This window comes from Serratia marcescens, from assembly GCF_029846115.1.
Lineage (GTDB): Bacteria > Pseudomonadota > Gammaproteobacteria > Enterobacterales > Enterobacteriaceae > Serratia > Serratia marcescens_L.
Genome location: NZ_JARVZZ010000001.1, coordinates 4,099,764 through 4,112,385 on the forward strand (window position 1 = coordinate 4,099,764; position 12,622 = coordinate 4,112,385).

Annotated in this window: 12 protein-coding genes and 2 pseudogenes; 3 read left to right on the top strand and 11 right to left on the bottom strand. The window is 58.2% G+C overall.

Annotation, left to right across the window (positions count from 1 at the left end; genetic code table 11):
• Positions 1–110 precede the first annotated feature (110 nt).
• The 8 genes and pseudogenes from QDT79_RS19530 to QDT79_RS19565 form a co-directional block, all read right to left on the bottom strand.
• Positions 111–842 (bottom strand): energy transducer TonB, encoded by a 732-nt coding sequence (locus QDT79_RS19530; RefSeq protein WP_308316940.1) that lies wholly within the window; start codon positions 840–842, stop codon positions 111–113.
• A 250-nt stretch (positions 843–1,092) separates the two neighbouring features.
• The gene (locus tag QDT79_RS19535) at positions 1,093–2,010 is read right to left on the bottom strand and encodes a DUF4880 domain-containing protein (protein ID WP_130017245.1); all 918 of its coding nucleotides are present in this window, start codon (positions 2,008–2,010) and stop codon (positions 1,093–1,095) included.
• A 17-nt stretch (positions 2,011–2,027) separates the two neighbouring features.
• A complete protein-coding gene (locus QDT79_RS19540) occupies positions 2,028–2,540 on the bottom strand; it encodes a sigma-70 family RNA polymerase sigma factor (protein WP_063990452.1) in 513 nt (170 codons plus the stop codon).
• A gap of 167 nt (positions 2,541–2,707) precedes the next feature.
• Positions 2,708–5,245 carry a TonB-dependent receptor gene (locus QDT79_RS19545; RefSeq protein WP_373275482.1) on the bottom strand — a complete coding sequence of 846 codons (2,538 nt, stop codon included), beginning with the start codon at positions 5,243–5,245 and terminating at the stop codon, positions 2,708–2,710.
• A gap of 96 nt (positions 5,246–5,341) precedes the next feature.
• Positions 5,342–5,776 (bottom strand): translesion error-prone DNA polymerase V autoproteolytic subunit, encoded by a 435-nt coding sequence (gene umuD / locus QDT79_RS19550; protein WP_033635060.1) that lies wholly within the window; start codon positions 5,774–5,776, stop codon positions 5,342–5,344.
• Between the two features lie 188 nt (positions 5,777–5,964).
• A pseudogene (locus QDT79_RS25105) lies at positions 5,965–6,144 on the bottom strand (SOS response-associated peptidase family protein); the annotation flags it as partial.
• A gap of 302 nt (positions 6,145–6,446) precedes the next feature.
• Complete coding sequence (locus tag QDT79_RS19560) at positions 6,447–6,818, bottom strand: hypothetical protein (RefSeq protein ID WP_126171699.1); 372 nt, start codon at positions 6,816–6,818, stop codon at positions 6,447–6,449.
• Positions 6,819–7,031: 213 nt separating this feature from the next.
• Positions 7,032–7,223, bottom strand: a pseudogene (locus QDT79_RS19565) (S24/S26 family peptidase); the annotation flags it as partial.
• Positions 7,224–7,530: 307 nt separating this feature from the next.
• Here QDT79_RS19565 and fdhD point away from each other — a divergent pair.
• Genes fdhD through QDT79_RS19580 form a run of 3 tightly spaced genes read left to right on the top strand, consistent with a single transcriptional unit; the run spans position 7,531 to position 10,346 of the window.
• A complete protein-coding gene (gene fdhD, locus QDT79_RS19570) occupies positions 7,531–8,373 on the top strand; it encodes a formate dehydrogenase accessory sulfurtransferase FdhD (RefSeq protein ID WP_063990369.1) in 843 nt (280 codons plus the stop codon).
• A gap of 58 nt (positions 8,374–8,431) precedes the next feature.
• Complete coding sequence (locus QDT79_RS19575; RefSeq protein ID WP_063990370.1) at positions 8,432–9,349, top strand: bestrophin family protein; 918 nt, start codon at positions 8,432–8,434, stop codon at positions 9,347–9,349.
• Between the two features lie 34 nt (positions 9,350–9,383).
• Positions 9,384–10,346 (top strand): Dyp-type peroxidase, encoded by a 963-nt coding sequence (locus QDT79_RS19580; RefSeq protein ID WP_308316942.1) that lies wholly within the window; start codon positions 9,384–9,386, stop codon positions 10,344–10,346.
• 27 nt (positions 10,347–10,373) lie between these two features.
• On the opposite strand, the gene arsC is transcribed toward QDT79_RS19580, so the two are convergent.
• The 3 genes from arsC to QDT79_RS19595 all read right to left on the bottom strand — a co-directional run bounded on the left by arsC (position 10,374) and on the right by QDT79_RS19595 (position 12,505).
• The gene (arsC, locus tag QDT79_RS19585) at positions 10,374–10,805 is read right to left on the bottom strand and encodes a glutaredoxin-dependent arsenate reductase (RefSeq protein ID WP_130017242.1); all 432 of its coding nucleotides are present in this window, start codon (positions 10,803–10,805) and stop codon (positions 10,374–10,376) included.
• 14 nt (positions 10,806–10,819) lie between these two features.
• Complete coding sequence (locus QDT79_RS19590) at positions 10,820–12,109, bottom strand: arsenic transporter (RefSeq protein ID WP_197816081.1); 1,290 nt, start codon at positions 12,107–12,109, stop codon at positions 10,820–10,822.
• 69 nt (positions 12,110–12,178) lie between these two features.
• Positions 12,179–12,505, bottom strand: a complete 327-nt coding sequence (locus QDT79_RS19595; protein ID WP_308316943.1) for a metalloregulator ArsR/SmtB family transcription factor — start codon at positions 12,503–12,505, stop codon at positions 12,179–12,181.
• Positions 12,506–12,622: the final 117 nt, after the last annotated feature.

Consider the following 12,622-nt stretch of genomic DNA (forward strand, 5'->3'; position numbering starts at 1 on the left):
ATTTGTATTTTTCTGGTGACGATCAAGTAGAAACCACCCCATCTCTGCTATCCGCTTGATGCACTTTGGCTTTTAACTCAGCCTCCGTTTACCTGGAGCCGAGTTTTTCATTAACGGCGAACTTCACGCAGATCGAAACGAATCGGAATGGTCACGCTGAATTCCGCCTGCCCCGCTGCGATCTCGTTGCCGGGTGTGGGCAGTGGAGAAGCGCGCTGCGGTAACTGAAGCGCCTCCCGATCCAGCGAAGCAACCCCACTCGATCGCAATAGCTTCACGCCCAGCACGTTCCCCTGCCGATCCAACGTCACGGCAACCTGAACAACCCCCTGGCGCTGTTGGCGTACCGCCAGGACCGGGTAGCGTTTGAAACGGCTCAAATGCGCCAACAGCAGGCCGCTCCAGACCGAGGCATCCTGGCTCGGCTGTGACGCCACGCTGGTTTGCGGCGCGGCAACACGCTTTCGGTCCAGAGACGGCGGCGCGCTGGTGCTTGATGCTCTTGAGCTTGCAGACGCTATTTTTTCCTGTTCCGCTTGCCTTGGGCGCGGCGGTTCCGTCTTCGGTCTGATGGGGTCGTTCCGTTGCCCTTTAGCCTTGCTCTGCCGCTCTGTCGCACGCGGCGCATGAATCAGCGGAGGCATCGCCGCCTCCGGTTCCCGATTGGCCTGCCGTTGCGCCACCGCCTGCACCTGGCGCACGCCGGTCGGCATCGGCTCCGCGCTGGGGGTCGATTCAGCCTGCTCGGCAACCATCATCAACACCATCGGTTGCGCCGCGGGCAGCAGCGGTGGCATCAGGTGATAACCGAGCCCAAGCCACAACGCACCATGCAGACCCAACGCCAACACATTGGCGGTAGCCCAGCGCCATCGCCCGCCTGTTGGTGGTAAAGAGAAATCGCCAGATAATACGTTGTGATTGAACATAGGAAACGGTACTCAGGTTAAGCGTAAAACAGACCAACGTACGCGGCGGTCAACGGCAGTCGGGGTATGTCAGAAAGGTCGTTTAGGCACGCGGTACCGGGCAGGGAACGAGAAAGAACAGGTCAATCGAAAAGGAAATACCCTAATGGCAGAGTAAAAAACTTTAGGATACGGTAATGAAGTATTTTGACAGCATATTTACCCTAACCGGCAGCGCGCCGGGCAGTGCCGCAATGACGCGCTCGGGGTCAGCCAGCGGGAACGCGCCGGAGAGCCGCAGGCCGGCGACCTCCGGCCGGCAGCGAATAATACCCTGGCGATAACGCCCCAGCTCCATCAGGAAGTCGTCCAGCCGCATGTTGTCGGCCAGCAGCATGCCCTGCCGCCAACCGGGCTCTTGCGTCACGCGATACGGTTCGCCAATGCCTTGCCGGCTTAATCTGCCGCCCTGACCGGCGTTGAGCACCGCGTTCCGATGCGCCGGCGAAAGGATCGTGACGCGGCCAAGATAAACGGCGATCTCACTGTAGGTTTCCCACAGGCGAACGCTGAAGCGAGCAGCCTGCGTCACGATCTCACCCTGCGGCAGCCTCACCGTCAACGCGCCGCTTTCCGGCGGCAGATTCACCATCATTTCGCCCTCCAGCAATGCGGCCTGCTGACGGCTGACGTTGACCGCCGTTTGCGTGTTCAACATCAACTGCGCGCCATCCGCCAACGCGACGGTTTGCTGCTCCCCCACCGCCGTGCGGTAATCCGCCAGCCAGGGGCGCCAGGGCAGCGCGCCAGAACCGATGCCAACCGTCCCCACCACGCCGATGGCCGCCAGGCTTCTCAGCAACCGGCGGCGTTGCGGGTTCGGCAACTGCGACAGACTACGCTGCGCCGCCGCCCCGTTAAGCAGAGAAAAACGGGATGAAAACGCGGCGATATGCCGCCAGGCGCGTTCATTTTCCGGTTTCGCCTGATACCAACGCCGCCAGTTTTCCCTATCCGCATCGCTTGCCTCTTCCGACATCAGCTGGGTTAACCAGGCGGCGGCCTCACGCGCGCTCTGCCGATCGATATCCGATTCCATCATGGGTTCCGCACTTGCCGTTACGCCGCCAATGCAAAGAAACAGTGCAAATTGGCGCGCTGCAGATATTGTTTCACCGAGCTGGTCGACACCCGCAAACGTTCAGCGATGTCGCAATAACGCATGCCCTGCAGGTGCGCCAACAGGAAAGCCTCGCGGACGTGCGCCGGCAATCCGTCCAACGCCTGATCCAACTGTTCGAGCATTTCGAGGGTTTGTTGACGGACTTCCGGCGAGGGCGCCTCGATCGTCGGCAGCTCGCTCAAGGCCTGCAGATAGCTCTCTTCGATTGTTTTACGCCGGTAATAATTCGCCACCAGCCGGCGCGCCACGGTCGCCAGGAAGGGGCGTGGTTGCCGAATGGCAAGCAACTGCGGGCTCAGTAAAATACTGATGAACGTATCCTGCGCCAGGTCTTCGGCGTGATGCGCGCACCCGACCTTCTGTCTCAGCCAATGGCATAGCCAACTGTGATGCTCAAGGTAAAGCTGTTGAGCAAACCCGTTGGCTGCCGCGGCCTCTTTCCTTGCCATTCGGTGACACCAATTGATAATGAGATTGAAAATGATAATTATTATTATTTTAAAATTGTAACTTCTGTGTCAAGCGATTGCTGATGATTTATAAACGGCGAAAAAGTAGGGAAATACGGGAGAGAAAACGTGAAAAGGGGCCGAAATGGCCCCTGTCAGCAGGATATTCAGAAACGTTGACTAACGCTAAACTTGATGTTGCGCCCTACGCCGGACACCGATTCGCCCAGGTAAGGGTAATAATCGCGGTTGAACAGGTTGTCCACCGCGACGCGAGCTTCGAAGCCCTGCAAACCGCTGGGTTGCCACGAGGCGAACAGGCCGTGCAATGCATAACCCGACGTTTTCGGCAGCGCCCAGACAACGGCCATCGGATCGCCGTCGGCCGGTGAACGATCCTGTTTACGCACGAAATCGCCGGTCCAGCCGAAGGCCATGTCCCACTGCGGCACTTTCATGCCCAGCATCGCGTGTGCCGTAACGGGTGGAATTTCGGCAATCCAGGTTTCGTTGCCCCACGGATCGCGCGGTGAAGCGTCGCGTTTGCCGCGAATCGAGGAGAACGACAGGCTGCCGAACAGGCTTTCGCTGTCATAAAACGATTCGAGCTCCACGCCCTCAATGGTATAACCCGGCAAATTGCGATAGTTCGACAACGGTTGCCCACATTGGCCCCCGTGCCGTGCGGCGTCGCACACTACGCCGCGACGATAGAAAATCTCGTCCTTGCCGCGATTGCGGAACAGCGTAGTGCGGATCTGCAGACTGTCTCGCGCCATCAACACATCGTTGAAGTCCAGCACCGCGCCGAGACGAACGCCCGTCATGCGTTCCACCTGCAGGCCGCGGCTGGTGCCGGGCACGCTGGAAGCGGCGTATTGCACTTCGTACTGTTCGTCGATCACCGGGGCGCGCCAGGTGCGGCTAACGTCGGCAAACAGGGACAGATTCGACGTCGCTTTCCACATCACGCCCAAATGCGGCGACCAGCCGGTATAGGTCACGCTGCTGTAATCATGGCCCACAAGCGGATCGCTGTCGTTATAGCGCGGCGCCCGGTTCGGTTGCCCGGTATTGGTCACATGATCGTAACGCACGCCCGGCGTCACGGTCAGGCTGCCGAAGCTGACCGCATCCTGCAGATAAACGCTGCGGGTTTCCTGTTCGCCCGCCGGCATATAATACGGTTGGAAATAGCCGTAGTTGTAACTGGCGTTTTTCACCTGCGAGGGGTAATACATCAGGGTATCGCGCTGATGTTTATGCCAACGCGCGCCGAGCAACAGCTTGTGCTCCAGCGGCCCGCTGGCGAAACGGCTTTCATTGCTGACGTCAAACTGCCGATCGGTATAGTTCACCCAGCTTTCATTGCCCAGCGTACCGAGATAGCTGAACTTTGACGCGGAATCCGGCCGCTTGTCATGCTGCTCTGTCTTCGAATAGGCATAAGACAGCGTCAGATTCAGCAACGGCTGCGCTTCCGGCGCCAGATTCCATTTCACCGAGTAATTAGTGTCCGTCTGGTCGCGATACACCAGAATGCGGCGCCACGCTTCTTCCCGGCCATATTTATCGATATCCGCCTGGCTGGGCGCAGCGATATCGTCCCGCTTGGCGGCAAAAGGCTGCCAGCCATCGGAGTCCGAACGCATCGCCGACAGCGTCAGGGTTTGCGCCTCGCTCAGATAAATATTGGTTTTTAACAGGTAGGAAGCCTGATCGTTGGCGGAATAGGCAAAGCGCGTGCCGTCAGGTCGCTTCAGATTACCGCCGTCACGCTTGCTCATGTAGATCAAACCGTCGGCGAATCCTTCCGGCGTACGGCCGTACAACGCACCGCTGTAAATGCCCTGGCGATCGTTGGTGTGGTAGCTGTACTTCAGCAAGCCGCCAAAATCTTCGCCCGGCAGCAGCATATCCCCGGCATCTTTGGTCTCCAGCGTAATGGTCCCGCCAAAGCCGCCATTGCCGTTCAACAGATTGTGCGGCCCCTTATCGACCTCAACCTTTTTCAGCAATTCGGGTTCAATGAATACCGAACCCTGCCGATATTTCTCAAATCCCTTCGGCGCGCCGTCCAGCACCACCTTCACATCTTCCATGTCGCCCATGCCCCAGATATTCAGGCTTTGGCCCCCCGGGCGCGGCGATCCCGCCATCCCTACCCCGGGCAGACGATCGAGCAGGCTGGCGATGTTATCGGCCTGTACGCGTTCGATGTCTTCTTTATCCAGCACCGAACGGCCGGCGGCGACGCTGTCGGACAAACCGCCGACCACCGACAGTTCCGGTATCGTCAACGGCTGAACCGGCCCGGCGTCGACCAACCGATATCCCTGCGCAGTTTGCTGAGCGCGCAATCCGCTGCCCGCCAACAGCGTATCGAACGCGTCGGTGAGACGATAATGTCCCTGCAGGCCCGCGGTGCTTTTTCCACGCGTCTGTTCGGGCGTGAAAATCACTATCACGGCGGCCTTAGCGGCCGCCGTCTGCAAGGCGGGCGCCAGATCACCGGCGGGAATGGCGAAGGAAAGGATAGCGGGCTGTTCGACCGCCGAGGGTGGTGCCGACGCACCGGGTGCTGCCATCGCGGAGGTGAGCATGCCCGATAGTGCGCATCCTATCCCGATAGCTACGCGTTTCCCGGTAATGCGTTTGGCTGATGTGAACGTACGCCCTGCGCCGTTCTTGTTTTTTATGGCCATGAAGGATTCCCCTGAGTGTATTGAACTGGAAACTCAGTAGAGAGGTCACGCCAACGAAAAGATCGGGCAGAAAAAAAATGAAAAAAAGGGCCGAAGTCACCGCGCCGCGTAGACGATAAAGGTCACCACGCCGAAAATCTCCAGCTGCGCCTCGTCGTCGAACACGATCGGCGCGTAGGCGGGATTCATCGGCAACAGCCGCACGTCGGGGTGGCGCTGCAGTTTTTTGACGGTGAATTCGCCGTCCACCGCGGCGATCACGATATTGCCGTGCTCCGGCGTCAGGGCGCTGTCGACGATCAGCAGATCGCCGTCCTGGATATTGCCGTCGATCATCGATTCGCCGCTGGCGCGCACGAAATAGGTGGCGTTGGGGTGCCGCACCAGCAGCTTGCCGATGTCCAGCCTGCTCTCGACATAGTCCTGCGCCGGGGAAGGAAAGCCGCAGGCCACGCGATCGGCAAACAGCGGTAACGTCAGGGGTTCACCTGGTGAAAAAGCATACAACCTTGAATTGCTCAGCATAATCATAACCAAACTGTATATTTATACAGTAAAGCATAAACAAAACGCGAACGCGTGCAACCCCCAATCCCCCTGCAGATCGCGCTTTCCCGCGTAATATAATAATTTTCTGAGCGATTTTTCCTGCAGCTTTTGGCATTCTTCGCGTGTGTTTACACACATGATACCCACCAAAACTGTGGATAATGCGGCACTCAGACCGTTGGCGTATCGATGGGCAGGATGAGTGAGGGATTGTCATTGCGAACGGCGCCGACGGCGGGCGATACCGGTTGCCAGACGAAATCCTCTGCCTGCAGGCTGTACACGTCAGCCTGCATTTGACCAGAGGGCGGGACTAAGCGGGTGTCGAGCCAGTCGCGCGCGGCCCTCGGTCTCTGCTGCGTACAGCGCCGCAAAGAACAGCGGCAGGCCTTGCCTCACGGGAGGAACGGCGGACGGCCTTACAAAATGACGCCAATAAAATTGCGACTGGCAATGGCATCAATGGGACGGCCAGAGACGAAAGTCAGTACGTTATGCCAGGAGCTTGGGATAACCCGACAAACGCTGTACCGCCACATTTCCCCTGATGGTCCACTGCGAGCTGACGGTATAAAGCTGCTCAACCGAGGATAATTTTAGCGGACGGAAAAATCTGGAGTTCCGGCGTAGAACCCCGAATAAGGAATAATCCTTAATTCATTTCAGGATTATTAATTCCATCTAAAACCTCTCGGCAATATTCTTTTTTATAGGCTTCATCATTACTTAATGACTTAACCAAAAAATCAGCATTTTTCCAACCATTATCCCAATGCGTATCGAATCCTGACTGTTCATACTTTAATGTTCTAGTTAATGAGTCTTTTATTTGTTTTTTATATTTATCAATTTTCTCATTGGTTGCCCCACAAACATCATGTGCAACACGAGCATTTGAGCCAGAAAAACCTATTGCTGAAATTGCCATCGCTTCGTTTGATTTGTCGAAATCATTCGCATATGCCACAGCATTAGATAAAGCGAATATGACAAGAGCAGGTATGGTTTTTTTGTATGAAATCATCTTTTACCTCTAACTCATTGATTGTTCATGGGGTCAGTTTGGATATCGAAAATTATTGTACATTAAGGCTGCTTTTTAATCAGTCTCAACTTCTTTATAGAAGGCCTGAATGCGACAAACTTGGGAAGTACTGTAGCCTGTCGCGTCTGCTGTTTCTCGGATACTCAGTTTCTTAATCTGTCGGTAGTGCCTGATCCATCCTGCACGCTCCATCTCGCCGCTGGCGCGCACGAAGTAGGTGGCGTTGGGGTGCCGCACCAGCAGCTTGCCGATGTCCAGCCTGCTCTCGACATAGTCCTGCGCCGGGGAAGGAAAGCCGCAGGCCACGCGATCGGCAAACAGCGGTAACGTCAGGGGTTCACCTGGTGAAAAAGCATACAACCTTGAATTGCTCAGCATAATCATAACCAAACTGTATATTTATACAGTAAAGCATAAACAAAACGCGAACGCGTGCAACCCCCAATCCCCCTGCAGATCGCGCTTTCCCGCGTAATATAATAATTTTCTGAGCGATTTTTTTTTACGCCTGCTAAGCGTTTCACCGCCCCTTGCACACACGTTATCCACCAAAACTGTGGATAACCTGGTGGGGTCGCCGGCAGGGTGTCATTCCCTACGCGAGCGGGATCAGGATCCTGTATAATCCCCACACCTGCTAATAAGAATTCACTCCCGTCGGCGCCTCGTCACCGACGGTCACGAGAACGTTATGAATAAGCACCTACTCCTCGCAGAAACCGACGATATCAAACAGGAATGCCTGTCGCGCCACGCGGTCTGGCAGCGCAACGATCTGGCTCAGGCGCAGCAGGATTGGCTGGCGGAAGAAGTGCCGGTCGCCCTGGTGTACAACGGCATTTCCCACGTGGTGATGATGGCGACGCCGAAAGATCTGGCGGCCTTCGCCATCGGTTTTTCGCTGTCCGAAGGCATCATCGCCTCCCCCGACGATATCTACGATATCCGTCAACAGCCGGCCTGCAACGGCATTGAAGTGCATGTGGAACTCTCGAGCCGCCGCTTTATGCAGCTGAAAGAGAAGCGCCGCAGCCTGGCCGGCCGCACCGGCTGCGGCGTCTGCGGGGTGGAGCAGCTGCAGGAGGTCGCCCAACCCATCGCGCCGCTGCCCTTCACGCAACGCTTCGATTTGGCCCTGCTCGACCGAGCGTTGGCGCAGCTGCAGGAGGTGCAAACGGTGGGGAAATTGACCGGCTGCACCCACGCGGCGGCCTGGATCCAGCCGGACGGCGCGCTCAGCGGCGGATGTGAAGACGTTGGGCGCCACGTGGCGCTCGACAAACTGCTGGGTTACCGCAGCCAACAGGCCTGGTCACAAGGGGCAGCGCTGGTGTCGAGCCGCGCCAGCTATGAAATGGTGCAAAAATCCGCCATGTGTGGCGTCGAGATCCTGTTCGCCGTTTCCGCCGCCACCCGCCTGGCGGTGGAAGTAGCCGAACGCAGCAACCTGACGCTGGTGGGCTTCAGCAAGCCGGGGCGCGCCACCGTCTATACGCACCCGCAGCGGCTCTGGCCATCGACGACGGCGGCCTAACGCCGCCGGATAAGAATCGACTATTCTCAATAGCAGGACACCAGGAAGCACCCACGTCATGATCATTCGCCCGAATCAGAACTGGTTTTTTCGCCTGTTCGCCTGGCACGGTTCCGTGCTGTCAAAGATCACCTTTCGCCTGTCGCTGAACGTGCTGATGTCGATAGTGGCGGTGATCAGCTATCAATGGTACGAACAGCTCGGCGTGCATTTAACCATCGCGCCGTTCAGCCTGCTGGGTATCGCCATCGCCATTTTTCTCGGCTTTCGCAATAACGCCGGCTACAGCCGCTTTGTCGAAGCGCGCAACCTGTGGGGCTCGCTGCTGATTACCGAGCGCTCCCTGCTGCGTCAGATCAAAAGCCTGCTGCCGGACGAACCGGCGGTGCATCAGAAGGTCGCCAAGCTGCTGATCGCCTTCAGCTGGAGCCTGAAGCATCAGCTGCGCGCCACCGACCCGACCGCCGATCTGTACCACAATCTCAGCAGTAAAGAGCTGGCGGAGGTGATCGCCAGCCCGATGCCGACCAACCGCATCCTGCTGATGTTGGGCCAGGAGATCGGCAAGCTGCGCCGACGGGGGCTGTTGAGCGACATCACCTTCGAGCTGCTCGACAACAAGCTGAGCGAGCTGTCCCACGCCCTCGGCGGCTGCGAACGGCTCGCCAGCACGCCGGTGCCGTTCGCCTATACCCTGATCCTGCAGCGCACCGTTTACCTGTTCTGCAGCCTGCTGCCTTTTGCCCTGGTGACCGATCTGCATTACATGACACCGTTTGTTTCGGTGTTCATTTCCTATACCTTCTTATCCTGGGACTCGCTGGCCGAAGAGCTGGAAGATCCATTCGGCGTGTCGGCCAACCATCTGCCGTTAAACGCCATGTGCAACACCATCGAGCGCAACCTGCTGGAAATGAACGACCAAAGCCCGCTGCCGCCGCCGATGAAACCCGACGAGCACTTTAATTTGATCTGATTGATTTCACCCGAACACACTGGAGCCGAATGCAATGAATGCAAATAACAATCCGCCGCAAGCCGTATTCACGCCGGTGACGCGCCATGCCATCTTCATCGTCGCCACCCTGTCGCCCGTTCCCGCCCATCTGGCGGCGGTGCGCGCCTGGTGCGGCGACATCGCCGCCGTGGTACGTTCGGTCGGCAAACGCGCGCCGGCGGGCAACCTCACCTGCGTCTGCGGCTTCGGCTCCGAAGCCTGGGATACGCTGTTTGGCGCGCCGCGCCCTCGCCAGTTGCATCCGTTCAGCCCGATCGGCAGCGGGGAACGCGTCGCCGTCGCCACGCCCGGCGACATCCTGCTGCATATCCGCGCTGATGAAATGGATCTGTGTTTCGAACTGGCCTCGCAGCTGGTCGGCAAGCTCGGCGACGCCGTGACGGTGGTCGAAGAGGTACACGGCTTCCGTTACTTCGATCAGCGCGCCATGATTGGCTTCGTCGACGGCACGGAGAATCCGGAGGGACACGAAGCCTACGACTATACGGTTATCGGCGACGAAGACGCGGCGTTCAGCGGCGGCAGCTATGTGCTGGTGCAAAAATACCTGCACGATATGCAGGGCTGGAATTCGCTCAGCGTGGAAACGCAGGAGAAGATCATCGGCCGCCATAAGCAGTCCAACATCGAGCTGGATGAAGCGGTCAAACCGTCGTCATCGCACAGTTCGCTGACCACCATCACCGACGAGCAAGGCAACGAGGTGAAAATTCTGCGCGACAACATGCCGTTCGGTCGCCCCGGCCTGCGCGAATTCGGCACCTACTTTATCGGCTATGCGCGCTCCCCGCAGCCGATCGAGCAGATGCTGGAAAACATGTTCATCGGCCGCCCGGCCGGCAACTACGATCGGCTGCTCGATTTCAGCCACGCGGTGAGCGGCACCCTGTTCTTCGTGCCTTCCGCCCCGCTGCTGGAAGCGCTGGCCGATCGCAGCGGCGCCGAACTGCACTGATTTTGCCAGGGCGCAGGGCCGCAGCGATCAGCCTTTGGTTATCCTGCGGCCCTGCGCATCGATCACCGGCTCCCCATCCTCTTTGCTGAAGGCCCCGCGCTGCGGATCCGGCAGAATATCCAACACCGCCTCCGATGGCCGGCACAGACGCGTGCCGAGCGGTGTCACCACAATGGGTCGATTGATCAGGATCGGCTGTTGCAGCATGAAGTCGATCAGTTGCTCATCGTTCCAACCGGTCTCGTCCAGTTTCAACTCGGCGTAAGGCTCGACGTTTTTACGCAGCAGCGCGCGCGGTGTCATGCCCATCTCGGCCAGTAGCGCAACCAACCGTTCGCGGCTGGGAGGCGTTTCCAGATACAAAATCACCTCAGGCTCAGCGCCGCTGTTGCGGATCAGCGCCAACGTGTTGCGCGACGTGCCGCAAGCCGGGTTGTGATAAATCTTGATACTGCTCATGACAGTTTCTCCGGTTAGGGTAAAACGGACAGCCGCAGCGCCAGCGCGGCCAGGGTGACGAACAGGATCGGCAGCGTCATCACCAGCCCCACGCGGAAATAATAGCCCCAGGTAATGACGATGTTCTTCCTTGCCAACACATGCAGCCACAGCAACGTGGCCAGGCTGCCGATCGGGGTGATTTTGGGGCCGAGATCGCTGCCGATGACGTTGGCGTAAATCATCGCCTGCTTGATGACGCCTTCCGCACTGCTGCCGTCGATTGACAACGCCCCCACCAGCACCGTTGGCATGTTATTCATGACGGAAGAGAGAAACGCGCTCAGGAAGCCGGTGCCGAGCGTCGCCGTCCATAGCCCCTGCCGCGCCAGCACGTCCAACACGCCTGAAAGCAGTTCGGTCAAGCCGGCGTTGCGCAGCCCGTAGACCACCAGATACATGCCCAGCGAGAAAATCACGATCTGCCAGGGTGCCCCGCGCAGCACTTTACCGGTATTGATCGTCCGTCCACGTTTCGCCACCGCCAACAGAATCAGCGCGCCGCAAGCAGCGACCAAACTTACCGGCACACCGAGCGGCTCCAGGGCGAAGAAGCCAATCAGCAACAGTGCCAATACCGCCCAGCCGGTTCGGAAAGTCGCACGATCGCGAATCGCTTCTTGGGGTATGGGTAAACGCGTCAACGCGTAGCGCCGCGGAATATCCTTGCGAAAGAACAGATGCAACATCACCAGGGTCGCCGCCACAGCGGCAAGGTTGACCGGCACCATCACCGCCGCATACTCCGTAAAGCCCAGCCGGAAGAAATCCGCCGAAACGATATTCACCAGATTGGACACCACCAGCGGCAGGCTGGCGGTATCGGCGATAAAGCCCGCCGCCATGACGAAAGCCAGCACCGCCGCAGGGCGAAAGCCGAGCGCCGACAGCATGGCGATCACGATCGGCGTAAGGATTAACGCGGCGCCGTCGTTCGCGAACAGCGCCGCCACCACGGCCCCCAGCAGCAGCATGTAGGTAAACAGCCATCGGCCTTTGCCGTTGCCCCAGCGCGCGACGTGCAAGGCGGTCCAGGCAAAGAAGCCGCTCTCATCCAGCAGCAGGCTGATGATGATGACGGCGATAAAGGTTGCAGTCGCATTCCAGACTATCTGCCACACCACGGGAATATCGCCGACGTGCACCACGCCGCTCAGTAATGCCAATCCCGCGCCGAACGCTGCGCTCCAGCCGATGCCCAGCCCTCTCGGTTGCCAGATCACCAAGGCCAACGTCAGAATAAAGATCGCCCCTGCCACTATCATCGCCGTCTCACTGCCTCTTCAAATTTACATATATGTTTTTTCAAATGTGTTTGCGCAAATTTTTTACCGTTACGGGCAGCCTCTCGCTACGCGTTGCGCCAACGCCATCATCTGTTCTGGCCGGCACTGATAAGCCTGCTCAATAATCCCCGCCGTCCAGGCAGGCATATGCGGTGACAGGCGATAATGTATCCACTTGCCATCGCGCCGATCGAGCAATAGCCCGCTTTCACGCAACATCGCCAGATGCCTTGAAATTTTGGGTTGCGGCAGCGCCAATGCGCCCGACAACTCGCACACGCACAGCTCGCCGGCGTGTCGCAGCAACAGCACCAGCGTCAGACGCGTCTCGTCCGACAGGTTTTTAAACAACTTCAGCGGCGTCAATGACGTCATGTCGCACTCCCGTTAACCTTATCTTCTTCACAAATCGCTCGTGAAGATACCACCTTCATATTCGAAAAAACAAATATAAAACACAAAGCGTTGTCCCCCTCGCCGAGGCATATACTT